18 protein-coding genes are annotated in these 15,911 nt (G+C 71.3%); 10 read left to right on the top strand and 8 right to left on the bottom strand.

Going from position 1 to position 15,911, the window contains the following annotated elements; genetic code table 11:
• Positions 1-21: 21 nt before the first annotated feature.
• Complete coding sequence (locus tag JOC24_RS27665; RefSeq protein ID WP_205023129.1) at positions 22-723, bottom strand: FadR/GntR family transcriptional regulator; 702 nt, start codon at positions 721-723, stop codon at positions 22-24.
• A 145-nt stretch (positions 724-868) separates the two neighbouring features.
• Between JOC24_RS27665 and JOC24_RS27660 the strand changes: the two genes are divergently transcribed.
• Together JOC24_RS27660 and JOC24_RS27655 are read left to right on the top strand one after the other, a co-directional pair.
• Complete coding sequence (locus JOC24_RS27660) at positions 869-1,378, top strand: gluconokinase (protein ID WP_205023128.1); 510 nt, start codon at positions 869-871, stop codon at positions 1,376-1,378.
• 11 nt (positions 1,379-1,389) lie between these two features.
• A complete protein-coding gene (locus JOC24_RS27655) occupies positions 1,390-2,787 on the top strand; it encodes a GntP family permease (protein ID WP_205023127.1) in 1,398 nt (465 codons plus the stop codon).
• 6 nt (positions 2,788-2,793) lie between these two features.
• Here the strand turns inward: JOC24_RS27655 and JOC24_RS27650 are convergent, their stop codons facing one another.
• Together JOC24_RS27650 and JOC24_RS27645 are read right to left on the bottom strand one after the other, a co-directional pair.
• On the bottom strand, positions 2,794-3,459 hold the full coding sequence (locus JOC24_RS27650; RefSeq protein ID WP_205023126.1) for a cytochrome b/b6 domain-containing protein: 666 nt from the start codon (positions 3,457-3,459) through the stop codon (positions 2,794-2,796).
• Positions 3,401-4,066 (bottom strand): molybdopterin-dependent oxidoreductase, encoded by a 666-nt coding sequence (locus JOC24_RS27645; protein ID WP_374104531.1) that lies wholly within the window; start codon positions 4,064-4,066, stop codon positions 3,401-3,403. The genes JOC24_RS27650 and JOC24_RS27645 overlap by 59 nt, the downstream gene beginning before the upstream one ends.
• 329 nt (positions 4,067-4,395) lie before the next feature.
• Between JOC24_RS27645 and JOC24_RS27640 the strand changes: the two genes are divergently transcribed.
• On the top strand, positions 4,396-4,821 hold the full coding sequence (locus tag JOC24_RS27640; RefSeq protein WP_205023124.1) for an ASCH domain-containing protein: 426 nt from the start codon (positions 4,396-4,398) through the stop codon (positions 4,819-4,821).
• A 7-nt stretch (positions 4,822-4,828) separates the two neighbouring features.
• Here JOC24_RS27640 and JOC24_RS27635 read toward each other — a convergent pair whose 3' ends face one another.
• Together JOC24_RS27635 and JOC24_RS27630 are read right to left on the bottom strand one after the other, a co-directional pair.
• On the bottom strand, positions 4,829-5,266 hold the full coding sequence (locus tag JOC24_RS27635) for a glutaredoxin domain-containing protein (protein ID WP_205023123.1): 438 nt from the start codon (positions 5,264-5,266) through the stop codon (positions 4,829-4,831).
• A 58-nt stretch (positions 5,267-5,324) separates the two neighbouring features.
• Positions 5,325-6,980 carry an FAD-binding dehydrogenase gene (locus JOC24_RS27630; RefSeq protein ID WP_205023122.1) on the bottom strand — a complete coding sequence of 552 codons (1,656 nt, stop codon included), beginning with the start codon at positions 6,978-6,980 and terminating at the stop codon, positions 5,325-5,327.
• Positions 6,981-7,125: 145 nt separating this feature from the next.
• Here JOC24_RS27630 and JOC24_RS27625 point away from each other — a divergent pair, with 145 nt between their 5' ends.
• The 4 genes from JOC24_RS27625 to JOC24_RS27610 are packed head-to-tail and all read left to right on the top strand — an operon-like array spanning position 7,126 to position 9,260.
• Positions 7,126-8,043, top strand: a complete 918-nt coding sequence (locus JOC24_RS27625) for a DMT family transporter (protein WP_205023161.1) — start codon at positions 7,126-7,128, stop codon at positions 8,041-8,043.
• Positions 8,030-8,560 (top strand): NUDIX hydrolase, encoded by a 531-nt coding sequence (locus JOC24_RS27620; protein WP_205023121.1) that lies wholly within the window; start codon positions 8,030-8,032, stop codon positions 8,558-8,560. The genes JOC24_RS27625 and JOC24_RS27620 overlap by 14 nt, the downstream gene beginning before the upstream one ends.
• Positions 8,557-8,952, top strand: coding sequence for a YidH family protein (locus JOC24_RS27615; RefSeq protein WP_205023120.1), 396 nt, complete (start codon positions 8,557-8,559; stop codon positions 8,950-8,952). Before JOC24_RS27620 ends, JOC24_RS27615 begins: the two co-directional genes overlap by 4 nt.
• Positions 8,949-9,260 (top strand): DUF202 domain-containing protein, encoded by a 312-nt coding sequence (locus tag JOC24_RS27610; protein WP_205023119.1) that lies wholly within the window; start codon positions 8,949-8,951, stop codon positions 9,258-9,260. The genes JOC24_RS27615 and JOC24_RS27610 overlap by 4 nt, the downstream gene beginning before the upstream one ends.
• 14 nt (positions 9,261-9,274) lie before the next feature.
• Here the strand turns inward: JOC24_RS27610 and JOC24_RS27605 are convergent, their stop codons facing one another.
• Positions 9,275-10,210 (bottom strand): NADP-dependent oxidoreductase, encoded by a 936-nt coding sequence (locus JOC24_RS27605; protein ID WP_205023118.1) that lies wholly within the window; start codon positions 10,208-10,210, stop codon positions 9,275-9,277.
• 166 nt (positions 10,211-10,376) lie between these two features.
• Here JOC24_RS27605 and JOC24_RS27600 point away from each other — a divergent pair, with 166 nt between their 5' ends.
• Both JOC24_RS27600 and JOC24_RS27595 read left to right on the top strand, forming a co-directional pair.
• Positions 10,377-11,399 carry a phosphotransferase family protein gene (locus tag JOC24_RS27600; protein WP_205023117.1) on the top strand — a complete coding sequence of 341 codons (1,023 nt, stop codon included), beginning with the start codon at positions 10,377-10,379 and terminating at the stop codon, positions 11,397-11,399.
• A gap of 7 nt (positions 11,400-11,406) precedes the next feature.
• Positions 11,407-12,621 carry an acyl-CoA dehydrogenase family protein gene (locus JOC24_RS27595; protein ID WP_205023116.1) on the top strand — a complete coding sequence of 405 codons (1,215 nt, stop codon included), beginning with the start codon at positions 11,407-11,409 and terminating at the stop codon, positions 12,619-12,621.
• Between the two features lie 55 nt (positions 12,622-12,676).
• On the opposite strand, the gene JOC24_RS27590 is transcribed toward JOC24_RS27595, so the two are convergent.
• Positions 12,677-13,984: a M28 family metallopeptidase gene (locus JOC24_RS27590; RefSeq protein ID WP_205023115.1), complete on the bottom strand. Its 1,308-nt coding sequence runs from the start codon at positions 13,982-13,984 to the stop codon at positions 12,677-12,679.
• Positions 13,985-14,401: 417 nt separating this feature from the next.
• Between JOC24_RS27590 and JOC24_RS27585 the strand changes: the two genes are divergently transcribed.
• On the top strand, positions 14,402-15,340 hold the full coding sequence (locus tag JOC24_RS27585) for a LysR family transcriptional regulator (protein ID WP_205023114.1): 939 nt from the start codon (positions 14,402-14,404) through the stop codon (positions 15,338-15,340).
• Here JOC24_RS27585 and JOC24_RS27580 read toward each other — a convergent pair.
• A complete protein-coding gene (locus JOC24_RS27580; RefSeq protein ID WP_205023113.1) occupies positions 15,279-15,872 on the bottom strand; it encodes a TetR/AcrR family transcriptional regulator in 594 nt (197 codons plus the stop codon). The two genes, JOC24_RS27585 and JOC24_RS27580, sit on opposite strands and share 62 nt — an antisense overlap.
• Positions 15,873-15,911: the final 39 nt, after the last annotated feature.

Here is a 15,911-nt window from a genome sequence, read left to right as displayed (position 1 = left end):
CGTACCCGGACGGGCAGGAGCTCACGGGGCGAGCACGTCCAGTTCGTGCAGCGCGCCGACCGCGATCTCCTTGGTGAGCCGCTCCGCCCCCTCGGCGTCCCCCTCGCGGACGGCTTCGGCGAGCCGGACGTGGAGCGTGACGGCCGCGGGGTCCGGGTCCTCGAACATCACCTGGTGGTGGGTGCGCCCGGCGAGGACCTCCGCGACGACGTCCCCGAGCCGCGCGAACATCTCGTTGCCGGAGGCGTTGAGCACGATGCGGTGGAACGCGATGTCGTGCCGGAGGTAGCCCTCCAGCTGCTGGCCGCGCGAGGTCGCGACCATCCCGAGGGCGCACTCCGTGAGCGCGGCGCACTGCTCGGCGGTGGCGTGCCGGGCCGCGAGGCCCGCGGCGACGGGTTCCACGGCGGACCGCAGCACGGTCAACGAGCGCAGCTGCCGGGGCCGGTCGGAGCCCGCGAGCCGCCAGCGGATGACCTGGGGGTCGTAGACGTTCCACTCCTCGGTGGGCCGCACGGTGACCCCGACCCGGCGCCGGGACTCGACCAGGTGCATGGACTCCAGGACGCGGACCACTTCGCGTACGACGGTGCGCGACACGTCGAAGCGCTGGGCGAGCTCGTCGGTCCGCAGGACCAGGCCGGGCGGTGAGTCACCCGCCGCGATCTCCAGGCCCAGGGTGTCCAGCACATGTGTATGGAGCCCCTGAGCAGGTGTGGTCATGCCCGCAAGCCTACGGGGCGCCCCGGAGGGGGAAAAAGTACGACGTTTATGTCACAGCCTCTTGAATAAGTCGTATGTAATGGGTTTCAGTAGCGCGACGGACCGATGTCGACGGACCGATGTCGATGAAGACAGCGAGGCACCAATGAGCACCCCCCACGTCATCGTGGTGATGGGCGTAGCAGGGACCGGCAAGACAACGATCGGCCCCCTGCTCGCAGACGCCCTCGGCGTCCCCTACGCCGAGGGCGACGACTTCCACCCGCCGGCCAACATCGCCAAGATGTCCGCCGGCACGCCGCTGGACGACGACGACCGCTGGCCGTGGCTCGACGCCATCGGGCAGTGGGCACACGGCCGGGCGGAGCTCGGCGGCGTCGTCAGCAGTTCGGCGCTCAAGCGTGCCTACCGCGACCGGCTGCGCGCCGAGGCCCCCGGTGCCGTCTTCCTGCATCTGACCGGCGACCGGGCTCTCATCGAGCGGCGCATGGCGGACCGCAAGGGCCACTTCATGCCGACCGCACTGCTGGACTCCCAGTTCGCGACCCTGCAGCCGCTGCAGGAGGACGAGGCGGGCGTCTCCGTCGACGTGTCCGGCACCCCCGAGGAAATCACCGACCGAGCCGTCGCCGCGCTGCGCCGGCTCGCGAACTAAGGATCACCACCGTGACCAGTCTCAGCGTCGAGATGTTGGCAGCGGACGCCGTCGAACCCATCACTTCGGCCGGCAACGCACAGCTGGGCATAGCCGTCCTGGCGGGCATCGCAGTCATCGTCCTGCTCATCACCAAGCTCAAGATGCACGCGTTCCTCGCGCTGACCATCGGCTCGCTCGCGCTCGGTTCGTTCGCCGGGGCCAACCCGGCGAAGACGATCACCAGCTTCACCGCGGGTCTCGGTTCGACCGTCGCGGGTGTCGGTGTCCTCATCGCCCTGGGCGCCATCCTGGGCAAGCTGCTCGCCGACTCCGGCGGCGCCGACCAGATCGTCGACACGATCCTCGCGAAGGCGAGCGGGCGCGCCATGCCGTGGGCGATGGTCCTGATCGCCTCGATCATCGGGCTTCCGCTGTTCTTCGAGGTCGGAATCGTGCTGATGATTCCGGTGGTGCTGCTCGTCGCCAAGCGCGGCAACTACTCCCTGATGCGGATCGGCATCCCCGCGCTCGCCGGTCTCTCCGTGATGCACGGGCTGATCCCCCCGCACCCCGGGCCGCTGGTGGCGATCGACGCCCTCGGTGCCAACCTGGGCGTCACCCTGGCACTCGGTGTGCTGGTGGCCATCCCGACCGTGATCATCGCGGGCCCGGTCTTCTCCCGCTACGCCGCCCGCTGGGTGGACATCGAGGCGCCGGAGAAGATGATCCCGCAGCGCCCGTCCGAGGACCTGGACCGCCGTCCCAGCTTCGGGGCGACCCTGGCGACGATCCTGCTGCCCGTCGTGCTGATGCTCGTCAAGGCGCTCGTCGACATCGTGGTGGACGACCCCGAGAACCAGGTCCAGCGGGTCACCGACGTCATCGGCTCGCCGCTGATCGCGCTGCTCGCCGCCGTCCTCGTCGGCATGTTCACCCTGGGCCGCGCGGCCGGCTTCACCAAGGGCCGCCTCGCCGGCACCGTCGAGAAGTCGCTCGCCCCGATCGCGGGCATCCTGCTGATCGTGGGTGCGGGCGGCGGGTTCAAGCAGACCCTCATCGACGCCGGTGTGGGTCAGATGATCCTGGAGTTCTCCGAGAACTGGTCGATCCCCGCCCTGCTGCTCGGCTGGCTGATCGCCGTGGCGATACGGCTGGCGACCGGCTCCGCGACCGTGGCCACCATCTCAGCGGCAGGCCTGGTCGCACCGCTGGCCGCCGACATGTCCACGTCCCACGCGGCGCTGCTCGTCCTCGCCGTCGGTGCGGGTTCGCTCTTCTTCAGCCACGTCAACGACGCGGGGTTCTGGCTGGTGAAGGAGTACTTCGGCATGGACGTCCCGCAGACGATCAAGACCTGGTCGGTGATGGAGACCATCATCTCCATCGTCTCGCTGGGCTTCATCCTGCTGCTGTCGCTGGTGTTGTAGCCGGCGTCACTCCTCCGGTTCCCGCCACAGCGGGTGCTCGGAACGGGCCCACAGGCGCTCGACCGATCCGGTGCGCATGCCACGGCGTGCCTCCGGGTCGGCGAGCGCCTTCGCCATGTGGCCGGCGAGGACGATGCCGATCGCGAGCGCCAGCCAGTCGTGCACGAAGGTCGCGCCCGTGCGCCACACCAACGGGGCGAACCCGGTGAACCACATCAGCAGTCCCGTTCCGAGCATCACGAGCACGGCGCCCGCGATCCACGCTGCGAAGACCTTCTGGCCGGCGTTGAACTTCCCGGCCGGGCGGGAGCCCGGTGAACGGTCGCGGCGCAGGGCCGCCCGCAGCCACAGCCGGTCGTGCGGCCCGAACCGGTTGAGACGGGAGAGGTCGGCGCGCAGCGCGCGGGAGACCAGTCCGGCCAGCAGCGGCACGGGGATCAGCAGCCCGGACCACTCGTGGACGGTGACCACGAGACGCCGGCGGCCGACGAGTTCGGCGAGCTGGGGGACGTACAGGCAGGCGGCCGTGCCGACGCAGGTCAGCACCAGCCAGGCGGTGGCGCGGTGCACCCGGCGTTCGGCCGTGGTGAAGCGCCGGACCCTCGTGGAGGGTTCAGACGGTGGGGGCGTCGTCGCGGCCGTTGGACCGCCCGACCCAGGCGTCGACGTCATAGCCGAGCTCCTCCCAGTAACCGGGGCGCACGGAGTCGGTGACGGTGATCCCGGAGAGCCATTTCGCGGACTTGTAGAAGTACATGGGAGCGACGTAGAGGCGCACCGGGCCGCCATGGGCGTGGGCCAGCGGTTCGTCCCGCATGCGCAGCGCGACCAGCACGTCGTCGCGGCGGGCCTGTTCCAGGGTGAGGCTCTCGCTGTAGGCACCGTCGAAGCAGGTGAAGCGGACCGCCTTCGCTCCGGGCCCGACGCCGGCCGCGTCGAGCAGCGTGGAGAGCCGGACTCCCTCGAACGGGGTCTGCGGCACGCGCCAGCCCGTCACGCACTGGACGTCACGCACGATACGGGTCTGCGGCAGCGCCTTCAGCGAGTCGAGCGTGTGGGTGGCCGGGTGGTCGACCAGGCCGTCCACCGTGAGGCGGTAGTCGGCGGCGGTCCTCTTCGGGACGGACGTGGTGACGGAGTAGTAGCGGAAGCCGCCGCCGTTGGGGAGCAGACCGGTGAGTCCGGTGGGGTCCTTGTCTGCGACGGCACCCAGTCCGCTCTCCAGTGCGCGCTGCAGAACGGGGGCGGCCGCCACCCCGGCGGCTCCGAGGCCGAGCATGGCCAGGACCAGGCGGCGGCCGACGGGCGCGCCGGCGTCCTTTGGGGAGGGCCCGTCGCTGCGGGAAGGGTTCACCCGCTCATTCGAACATCCGCGACCGTCCTTCACCAGGGGCCGCGGGTGTACGTCACTCCTCCGCAAGGAGCGCGTGGGGTCAGCGCGGTGTGCTGTCCGCCCTCCGTCGCCGCCGCCTCCTGACGGAACGCCTCGTTCCCGAGGCCGGTCCGCGCATGCCGTCCTCACGGCAGGGAGTGCGCAGGGGCGGCGGAGGCGGGGACGTCCGCGGCGGCGACGGGCGGGGAGGGCGTGACGCGTGCCACACTGCCGCCATGGAGAACCGTGAACCGCTCAAGCCCTTCCTGCTCGCGTTTCCCGGGCCCCTGCGCGACAAGCTCGTGGAGGCCGTTCTCTCGGGCGAGAAGGTCTGCACCTCCGGACTGCTCCTGGAGTACGAGGTGGAGCGGGAGGAACTCCCGCCGGTGGGCGAGCGGTCCGCCCTCATCGACTCCGGCGGCCGTGAGGTCGCCGTGATCGAACTGACGGATGTCCAGGTCCTGCCCCTGGGGTCGGTCGGACTGCGGCACGCTCAGGACGAGGGCGAGGGCTATACCTCGGTGGCCCAGTGGCGGGCGGGACACGAGAGGTTCTGGCACAGCGGGGAGATGCGGGAGGCGCTGGGGGACCCGCAGTTCACCGTGGACGACGACACGATGATCGTCGCGGAGCGCTTCCGGGTGGTGGAGCGGCTCGCCTGACGTGAGGTCAGGTGGACGGCGGAAGCTGTCCGCGCAGCCACGCGGGGTCGGGATTGACGTACGGCCGGCCGGCCACCACGACGGTCGGCACGGTCTCGTCGCCGTCGTTGGCCGCCCTCACCGCCGCCGCCCCTGCCGGGTCGTGCCAGATGTCGACCCAGTGCAGCCGCCGGGCACCGCGGCCCAGCCGGAACCGCAGACGCAGGCAGTACCGGCAGCCCGCGCGCCAGTAGACGACCGGCCTTCCGTCGGCCGCGCTCCGTCGCAGCGCCTCGGCCGCGTCGATCGAACGCGGGAACACGAGTGGCGAGTTGAGGGCCGCGAGCAGGGCGAACAGGAGAAGGGAGACGACGGCGGTCCCGACGGACCCCCTGAGGGCCGACGGCGTCGCGACGAGTGAGCCGCAGGCGAGCAGCAGCATCGGCAGGATCCAGGCGCGCATCATGAGGACGCAGGTTACCGGCGGCGCGGGTCCGGCGGATCGCCGGTCCCGCGCCGCCGGTTCAGCCGACCGCCTCGGCCGCCGCCCGGCCCGCCGTCCGGCCCGAGAAGATGCAGCCGCCGAGGAACGTGCCCTCCAGCGAGCGGTAGCCGTGGACGCCGCCGCCTCCGAAGCCCGACGCCTCGCCCGCCGCGTAGACCCCGGGGAGCGGGGTGCCGTCCTCGGTCAGGACGCGGGAGGACAGGTCCGTCTCCAGGCCCCCGAGTGACTTGCGGGTCAGGATGTTGAGCCGTACGGCGATGAGCGGGCCCGCGGCCGGGTCGAGGATGCGGTGCGGCTTCGCCGTGCGGATCAGTTTGTCGCCCAGGTAGGTGCGCGCTCCGTTGATCGCCGTGATCTGGAGGTCCTTGGTGAAGGGGTTGGCGATCTCACGGTCGCGGGCCGTGATCTCGCGGCGCAGGGCGTCCTCATCGATGAGACCTTCGCCGGTGAGCGCGTTCATTCCCCGTACGAGCGCTCCGAGGTCCTTCTCGACGACGAAGTCCACGCCCTTGTCCATGAACGCCTTCACGGGCCCGGGGACGTCGGCGCGGGCCCTGCCGATCACGTCGCGCACCGACTTGCCCGTCAGATCCGGGTTCTGCTCGGAGCCGGAGAGCGCGAACTCCTTCCCGATGATCCTCTGGTCGAGGACGAACCAGGTGTAGCCGTGGCCGGACTTCATGATGTGTTCGAGGGTTCCCAGGGTGTCGAAGCCGGGGAAGAGCGGGACCGGCAGCCGCTTGCCGACGGCGTCCAGCCAGAGGGAGGACGGGCCGGGCAGGATGCGGATGCCGTGCTTGTCCCAGATCGGGTTCCAGTTCTCGATGCCCTCGGTGTAGTGCCACATCCGGTCGCGGTTGATGTGGTGGGCGCCCGCCTTCTCGGCGATGCCCAGCATCAGCCCGTCGACATGGGCGGGGACCCCGGAGAGCATCTTCGCGGGCGGCGTGCCCAGCCGCTCGGGCCACTGGGCGCGCACGAGGTCGTGGTTCCCTCCGATCCCCCCGGAGGTGACGATCACGGCCTGGGCCCTGAGCTCGAAGGAGCCCGTGACCTCGCGGCTGCTCGCGGTGCCCCGCTCGGCACCGCTGTCCTGGAGGATCTCGCCGGTGACCGTGTCGACCGCGCCGGCCGAGCGGCCGAGGCCGGTCACCCGGTGGCGGAAGCGTGCCTGGACGAGGCCCTTCGCCATGCCTTCGCGGACGCGCCGCTCGAAGGGGGCGACGACACCGGGGCCGGTCCCCCAGGTGATGTGGAAGCGGGGGACGGAGTTGCCGTGCCCGTTCGCGTCGTAGCCGCCGCGTTCGGCCCAGCCGACGACGGGGAAGAACCGAACCCCCTGTGCGTGCAGCCAGGACCGCTTCTCCCCCGCCGCGAAGTCGACGTACGCCTCGGCCCACTTCCGTGGCCAGTGGTCCTCGTCGCGGTCGAAGCCGGCCGTGCCGTACCAGTCCTGGAGGGCCAGGTCGTGGTTGTCCTTGATCCGCATGCGCCGCTGCTCGGGCGAGTCGACGAGGAAGAGCCCGCCGAAGGACCAGTGCGCCTGGCCGCCGACGGACTGCTCGGGCTCCTGGTCGAGCAGGATCACCGTGCGTCCCGCGTCGACGAGCTCGGCGGTGGCCACCAGCCCCGCGAGTCCCGCCCCGATCACGATCACATCAGCGTCGTACGCCATGGCTTCCATCCTTCGGGGCGTTGCGGGGCAGCGGCGGGTGAAGTTACTTGTGGGTCAGATCTTCGGTACGGGCCGCGCCCACGTCAACCGTCCGGTCGGTGGCGCCCTCACCGGTCCCGTACGGCTGCCGGGCTATCGTCGGAACGTGTCGGTGCTGGTACTCCTGCTGTCCGTGGGCGCCGCCTGCTGCCTGGGCTTCGGTTTCGTCCTCCAGCAGGACGCCGCCCGCCGCGCGCCTCTGAGCGACTTCCTCTCCCCCCGGCTGCTGCTCGACCTGATGCGGGTCCCGAGCTGGCTCGCGGGGATCGGCCTGATGGTCTGCGGCATGGTGCTCGGAGCGCTTGCTCTCGGCCAGGGCGAGGTGTCGGTCGTGGAGCCGCTCCTGGCGACCAATCTGCTCTTCGCCATGGGGTTGTCGCGTTACCGCACGGGCCAGTCACTGGGCCGGCAGGGATGGGGAGGGCTCTGCCTCCTGGCGGGCGGCGTCACCGCGTTCCTGCTGGCGGGCGAGCCGCACGGCGGGGATTCGGTGACCTCTCCGGTGCGGCACTGGCTGGTGATCGGGATCGTGGCGGGGCTCGCGCTGTTCCTGACCGCCTGCGCCAGGCACCCGCGTACCCGCGGGACCCCCGTCCTGCTCGGTCTGGCGGCGGGGTTGCTCTACGGGTTGCAGGACGCCCTGACCAGGCTCAGCGGGGAGCGGCTGACCGACGGCGGCTGGACGGCGCTGCTGACGTCCTGGCAGCCGTACGCCGTCCTGGTCCTCGGGGTGAGCGGACTGATCCTGGTGCAGAGCGCGTTCGAGGCGGGGCCGCTGCGCATGTCCCTGCCGGCGCTGACCGCCGCGCAGCCGCTGGCGGGGATCGCATGCGGGATCGGCTTCCTCGGTGACCGGGTGCGTACGGACGCCGGCGCCCTCGCCTGGCAGGCCGTGGGGCTGGCGGCGATCGTGGCCGGGATCGTGCTGCTGGGGCTGCACCCGGCGATGCCGGAGGGGAAGGAGCGACACGGCTCCACGGCCGCCGACCGGTTGATGTTGGATGGGTCCCATGAATCCGGCTGACGAGATCCTGGACATTGTCGACGAGGACGACGTGGTCGTCGGGCAGGCGCCCCGGGGCGAGGCGACCGCGCGGGGCCTGCGCCACCGCTGCGTCTTCATCGAGGCCAGGGACGCGGCGGGCCGGCTGTTCGTGCACCGCAGGACTGCCACGAAGCTGGTCTTCCCCTCGCACTACGACATGTTCGTCGGCGGGGTCGTGGGCGCCGGCGAACCGTACGACGTGGCGGCGCTGCGGGAGGCCGAGGAGGAGCTGGGGGTGTCCGGCCTCCCCCGCCCCACTCCGCTCTTCAAGTACCTCTACGAGGGCCCCGCGCACAGCTGGTGGTCGTACGTGTACGAGGTGCGCTGCCCGCTGCCCGTGCGGCCCCAGGCGGAGGAGGTCGAATGGCACACCTTCCTCACCGACGCCGAGCTGGAGGGGCGCCTGGGTGACTGGACGTGGGTGCCGGACGGGCTGGAGGCGTACGGGCGGCTGCGGGACTTCCGGGCCGGCGGCGGGGCACGGGCCACCGCATGAGCGATTTCGTCCGCGGACTGCGGCTGTGGTTCGCGCCGGAGCGGATCCGCGAGGAGGGCGACACCCCGGACTACCGCTTCTCCCTCGCCAACGAACGCACCTTCCTGGCCTGGATCCGGACGGCTCTCGCTCTCATCGGCGGCGGATTCGCCGTCGCCCAGTTCCTGCCCGGACTGGCCTGGGGCATCCGCGCGGGCCTGGCCCTCGGACTGCTGGCGGCCGGGGTGCTCTGCGCGCTGCGCGCCGTCAACCACTGGATGCGGTGCGAGCGTGCGATGCGGCGCGGGGAGGACCTTCCCGTGTCACGCTTCCCCGCCCTGCTCAGCCTCGTGGTCGCCGTGGTGGCGGTCGCGATGGTGGTGGTGGTCGTGTTCGGCTGGGAGGGCCGGTGAGCGCCGCGGGGCGCGATCCCGGTCTCCAGCCCGAGCGGACCCGGCTGGCCTGGCGCCGCACCACGCTGGCGTGCACGGTGGTCGCCCTGCTCGCGGTCCGGCAGGCACTGCACGGCGGGGCCACCCCGGCGGGTGTGCTCGCGCTGGCCCTGAGCCTGCTCGCCTGGCTGGGCTTCCTCGTGGTGGCGCACCGCCGGGTGTCGGCCATGGGGACCGCGGAGCCCGCACCGCTGTCGTCGCGCCGTGCCCTGACGGCGGCGGGGTGCACGGTCGCACTCGCGGTGTTCGCCGTGGCCACCCTGCTCTGACCGGCCGCGCGGCGTCAGCCCTCCCGGTCCACCGCGACGACGATCTTGCCCCGGGTGCGGCCCTCCTGGTTGAGCCGGTGGGCGTCCGCGGCCTGCTCCAGGGGGAAGACCCGGTCCACGTGGACGGAGACGATGCCCTGCTCGGCGAGTCCGGCGAGGTGGGTGAGGTCGGCGGCGTCGGGTCGTACGAAGGCGTAGCGCCCACCGTGGGAGAAGACCTCGGCGTCGGCGATGGACGCGAGCCGGCCGTCGGGGGCGAGGGTCTCGGCGGAGACCCGGAGTGCTTCCCCGCCGACGGTGTCGAACGCGGCGTCGAAGCCGCCGGGCACCAGGTCCCTGAGGCGGGAGGCCAGCCCGTCGCCGTACTCCACGGGTTCGCCGCCCAGTTGACGTACGAAGTCGTGGTTGTGGGGTCCTGCCGTGCCGACGACACGGCAGCCCGAGTGCCGGGCGAGCTGGACGGCGAGCGAACCGACCCCACCCGCGGCCGCGTGGATCAGGACGGTCTCGCCCTCCTGGACCTTCAGGGTGCGGAACAGCACCTGGTGCGCGGTGAGGCCGCACAGCGGGAGGCCGGCCGCCTCCTCGAAACTGAGGCTCAGAGGCTTGCGGGCGAGGGTGCGCACGGGCGCGGCGACGTACTCGGCGAAGGTGCCGCGTGAGAGGAAGTCCTCGCGGACGTAGCCGATGACCTCGTCACCCACCGCGAACTCGTCCACCGCGGCGCCGGGCTGGACCACGACACCGGAGACGTCCCAGCCGGGGATGACGGGGAACACGGCTTCCAGGCCCGCCTGGAGATAGCCCTCACGGGCCTTCCAGTCGACGGGGTTCACGGCGGCGGCCCGCACCTTCACCAGGACCGAGTCGGGCCCCACCTTCGGGTCGGGCCGCTCGCCGTACTCCAGTACGTCGGCCGAGCCGTACCTGCTGTAGCTGATCGCCTTCATCCTCCGACCATCGGTGCGGGCCGGTGTCCCCGCAACTCAGGCCCGGGCCGCGGGGCCGGGGCGGGGAGCCGGAGATCACTCCTCGGATCACGGTCGGACACTGGACGACATACCGACTGGTCGGCATCATGGTGCCGACCGTTCAACCGCCCCGGAGGTGCGCCCCATGAGCCAAGTCCACCCGCCAGGTCTCGATCTCGACCTGCTGCGCGGCCATCTCGACCGTGAGCGGCCGGGTCTGGTGAACGGACCGCTCGACGCCAGGGTGATCGAGGGCGGACGCTCGAACCTCACCTACATCGTCACCGACGGCTCGGGGAAGTGGGTCGTGCGCAGACCCCCGCTGGGTCATGTGCTCGCCACCGCGCACGACATGACGCGCGAGCACCGGGTGATCAGCGCGCTCCACCCTACGGCGGTCCCGGTACCGGAGACCCTCCTGCTCTGCGAGGACGACGCGGTCATCGGCGCGCCCTTCTACGTCATGGAGTACGTCGAGGGCACGCCGTACCGCACCGCCGAACAGCTCGCCCCGCTCGGCGCCGCGCGCACGAGGGCCGCCGTGCTGGGCCTCGTCGACACCCTGGTGGACCTGCACGCGGTGGACCCGGCGGCCGTCGGTCTGGCCGACTTCGGGCGACCGGACGGCTTCCTGGACCGGCAGCTGCGGCGCTGGGGCAAGCAGCTGGACGCCTCCCGCAACCGTGAGCTCGCCGGTATCGACGAGCTGCACGCCGCCCTCGGCCGGGAGCTCCCCGCCTCCCCCGCGCCCACCGTCGTGCACGGCGACTACCGCCTGGACAACGTGCTGATCGGCCAGGACGACCGGATCAAGGCGGTCCTGGACTGGGAGATGTCCACCCTCGGCGACCCGCTCACCGACCTCGGCCTGCTGGTGATGTACAGCTCCGACCTGGACCTGCCCGAGTCGCCCGTCTCCACCACCAGCGGTGCCGCCGGCCACCCGAGCCCGGCCGAGCTGATCGAGCGCTACGCAGCCCGTTCCGGCCGCGACACCTCCGCCATCTCCTGGTACACGGCCTTCGCGTGGTTCAAGCTCGCCGTGATCCTCGAGGGCATCCACTACCGCTACACCCTGGGCCAGACCGTCGGCGCCGGCTTCGACCGCATCGGCGACCTGGTCCCCGTCTTCATCGCGCACGGCCTCACCACCCTCCAGGAAGGCTGATCACCCCGTGGACTTCGCATTCGACGCCCGTACCGAAGAGCTGCGCACGAAGCTGCTCACGTTCATGGACGAGCACGTCCACCCCGCCGAGGAGGTCGCCGAGCAGCAGCGCGCCCTCCTGGCGTCCCCCTGGGACACCCCGCGGATCGTGGAGGACCTTAAGGCGGAGGCACGCGGGCAGGGCCTGTGGAACCTCTTCCTCCCGGACGCGGAGTACGGGGCGGGGCTGACGAACCTGCAGTACGCCCCGCTCGCCGAGATCACCGGCCGCAGCCCGCACCTGGCCCCGACGGCGCTGAACTGCGCGGCCCCGGACACCGGGAACATGGAGGTGCTCTCCCAGTTCGGCTCCGAGGAGCAGCGGAAGCGGTGGCTGGAGCCGCTGCTCGCCGGGGAGATCCGCTCGGCGTTCGCGATGACGGAGCCCGAGGTGGCCTCGTCGGACGCGACGAACATCGAGACCCGCATCACCCGCGACGGCGACTCCTATGTGATCAACGGGCGCAAGTGGTACATCTCCGGGGCGATGAACCCGGACTGCGCGGTCTTCATCGTGATGGGCAAGACCGACCCGGACAACGACGACATCCGGCGCCAGCAGTCCATGATCCTCGTCCCGCGTGACACCCCGGGCCTCGAGGTCCGGCGCGCGATGCAGGTCTACGGCTACGAGGACCACTCGCACGGCGGCCACGCAGAGGTCGTCTTCGACGACGTACGGGTGCCCGCCGCGAACCTGATCGGTGAGGAGGGCGGCGGCTTCGCCATCGCCCAGGCGCGGCTGGGTCCGGGCCGGATCCACCACTGCATGCGGCTGATCGGGATGGCCGAGCGCGCGATCGAGCTGATGTGCAGGCGGGCCGTGGCCCGTACGGCCTTCGGCAAGCCGCTCGCCCAGCAGGGCGTCGTCCAGAACTGGATCGCGGACGCCCGGGTCACGGTGGAGCAGTTGCGGCTGCTGGTGCTGAAGACGGCCTGGCTGATGGACACGGTCGGCAACCGCGGGGCGCACACCGAGATCCAGGCGATCAAGATCGCCACGCCGCGCGCGGTCTGCGACATCCTCGACCGGGCGGTGCAGTTGTACGGCGCCGGCGGGGTCAGCCAGGACTTCCCGCTGGCCGAACTCTGGTCCTCGGCCCGGACCCTGCGGCTGGCGGACGGACCGGACGAGGTGCACCAGCGGTCGCTCGCGCGGCGCGAGATCAAGAAGTACCTCTGAGCCCGGTTCGGGGAGGCGCCCGTGCGGCGCCTCCCCGGCGGGACTCCCCAGCAGGTCAGAAGGTGAGCTGCCAGCTGTCGACGTAGCCGGTGTCCTGCGCGGCTACATCCCTGACCTGGAGCTTCCAGGTCCCGTTGGCCGCCTCGCTCGACGCGTTGACCGTGTACGTCGCGATCACGTTGTCGGCCGAGTCACTGCTGCTCGAGTTCTTCAGGCGGTACGCGGTCCCGTCGGGTGCGAGCAGGTCGACGACCAGGTCGCCGCGGTAGGTGTGCTTGATGTCGACCCCGACCTTGAGCGCGGACGGGGCGTTACCCGTGCGGCCGGTGACCGCGACCGAGGAGGTCACCGCGGCGCCGTTGTCGGGCACGGAGACGTTGGCGGAGTTACTGAAGACGGTCCCCGTGGGCGGGGTGACCGTCCCGGCGGACAGGGTCCACACCGCGTGGGCCACCGCGTCGCTGTTGCGGTCCAGGGCCGTGTCGTTGATGTTCGTCGCCGTGTCGCACGACGAGTGGTAGCAGCGGTCGAAGGCCTGGCCGGCGGTGCCGCCCCACTTCTGGGCCTGGGCGCTGGTCTTCGTGTAGTCCGCGCCGGAGAACAGTCCGCCCACCGGCACACCCACGTTCTTGAACGGGGCGTGGTCGGAACGGCCGTCGCCCTCGGTCTCGATCTCCGTGGGTATCGAGAGTCCGGCGTAGTAGTCCTTGAAGGTCTGCTCGATGACCGGGTCGTCGTCGTAGACGAAGTATCCGGGGTTGGGCGAGCCGATCATGTCGAAGTTGAGGTAGCCGGCGAGCTTGGAACGCTCCGTGGTGGCCAGGTTGTTGACGTAGTACTTCGATCCGACGAGCCCCAGCTCCTCGGCGCCCCACCAGGCGAAGCGCAGGTGCTTGTCCGGTGCGAGCTGCGCCCGGGAGACGGCGAGCGCGGTCTCCAGCACGGCTGCCGATCCGGAGCCGTTGTCGTTGATGCCGGGGCCGGAGGTCACCGAGTCGAGGTGGGAGCCGGCCATGAGGACCTGGTTCGGGTCCCCGCCGGGCCAGTCGGCGATCAGGTTGTACCCGGTGGCACCGCCGGAGGTGAACTGCTGGAGCGCCGTGGTGTATCCGGCGGCGTCCAGCTTGGCCTTCACGTAGTCGATGGACGCCTTGTAACCGGCCCGGCCGTGGGCCCGGTTGCCGCCGTTGGCGGTGGCGATCGACTGGAGCTGGGTGAGGTGCGCCTTGACGTTGGCGAGCGGGATGTCGGGGGCCGCGGCGGCGGCCGCGGGAGCGGCCTGGACAGCGGGGGCGGCGGTCGCCAGCAGGGCGGCGACGGCGAGCGCGGCCACGGGAAGGGATCTGAGACGGGAGAGGCTCATCGAGGGCTCCGGATTCCGTTCGGGGACTGACGGAACGTGCAGGGGGTTCCCGGCCGTGCACGGCCGGGACCTGGAGCGGTGGTGCGAAGTGCGCCCCCGATGCTCAATGAATGTCCGCGTACCGTCAAGAGTGGAATTCGGACAGCACTGTCCGCCTATCGGACACACGGGAGGACGGTTCACCTCCGCCGGAGCCCAGCCGGCGACAGGTCCGCCTGCGGCGTTCCGCGCCGGGCCTCAGTAACCCCCCGAGGGCTGATGGTCCGCCAGGGCGAGGGTGCGGAGGAACGCTGCTGCCCTCCGGAGCGGCTGAACGAGGAATCCGCGCAACAGAGTTGTCATGTTCCGAGGTTCCATCGGAGCACACCGTTCGGTCCAACAGATGGATTCGATCGCAGCCATCGCTATATTAGATGCGTGGAAATCCGCCAGCTCCGGCACTTCATGGCCGTACTCACGCACGGCAGTTTCACCGCTGCCGCCCGCGCCGAACTGATCGTGCAGTCGGCTCTCAGCACGTCCGTGAAGAACCTGGAACGCGAACTGGGCGCGGAGCTGTTCGACCGGACGGGCAGGCGCGTGGTGCCGACCGAGGCGGGCCTGGCGCTCGTCCCCGCGGCCCGTGCGGTGCTCGCGGGCACGGAGGCGGCCCGGGACGCGGTGTCATCGGTCGCCGGGCTGCACACCGGGCGGGTGCGCGTCGGCACGATCCAGACGCTGACCTGCGTGGATCTGGCCGCCGAACTCGCCTCCTTCCACCGGCTGCGTCCCGGGGTGCAGATCTCGCTGCGGGAGGCGACGACCCCCGACCTGATCGAGGGCGTCCGTGCCGGCGAGCTGGATCTCGCCTATCTCGCCCCCGACGCGGCCGGACTTCCCGACGGCATCACCGCGTTCGCCACCTGGCACGAGGAACTCGTGCTGGTCACCGCGCCGGGCCACCCGTTGGCGAGCGCCGGGCGCACGCTGATCAAGGACCTCGCCGACGAGCCGTTCGTGGACTTCCGGGCGGGCACCGGCCTGGAGACCGCGGTGCGCAGGCTCGCGGACCACTGCGGTCTGGAGCGCAGGATCACCTGCGACGTCACCCAGATCCGGCTGCTCATCGACCTCGTCAGGGCCGGCATCGGCGTGGCGATCGTGCCACGCCGTATCGGGGAGGACGCCGGGCTGCCGTGCCTCAGCATCCGTCAGCCCGAACCGGGCCGGACCGTGGTCCTGGCGGGCCGGGCCCCCGCACCGCGTAATCCGGCGGCGAGGGCGCTGCTGGAACGGCTGGCCTTCGTCAGGGACGTCAGGGACGAAGAGCCCGCAGCAGCAGGTCGGCCAGGTGGTCCGCGACCTCCTGCTGGCTGAGCGGGCCGTCGGGGCTGTACCAGGTGGACAGGTGGTGGACCGAGCCGAAGTGGTAGTCGACGACCAGGTCGGCCGGGGTCGCCGTGGAGAACACCCCGGCCCGCTGCCCCTCCTCGACCAGGGCCCGGAAGCGCTCGTGGTAGCGGCGGCGCTCGATCCGCACCTGCTTGTTCTTCTCGGGGCTCAGGTGGTGCATGGAGCGGAAGAAGATCGAGGCGTCGTCGAGGTTCTCGATGGTCGTGACGACCACGTCCGCCGCCGCGTCGCGCAGTCGCTGCTCGATCGGCGCCTCGGCGTTCGCGTAGGCGTCGAGCCGCTCCTGCTGGAGTCGCAGCACCCGGGCGTAGACCTCCTGCAGGAGGTCCTCCTTGGAGCCGAAGTAGTGGTAGAGCGCCCCTTTGGTGACGCCCGCCGCCTCGACGATCTCCTGGACGGAGGTGCGGTCGTAGCCCTGCTCCGCGAAGAGCCGGGTGGCGGCGGCCAGCAGCCTCTGGGGGACGGGCGTACCGTTCCCGTCCGTCGCCTTGGCCATTTGCCGCCACCTGCCCTCTCGTACCGCGCGTGAACTGTT

The organism is Streptomyces sp. HB132 (genome assembly GCF_016909575.1).
In the GTDB taxonomy this organism is placed as follows: Bacteria; Actinomycetota; Actinomycetes; order Streptomycetales; family Streptomycetaceae; genus Streptomyces.
The sequence above is the reverse complement of the archived record's forward strand: the minus strand, read 5'-3'. Positions and strand labels throughout refer to the sequence as shown.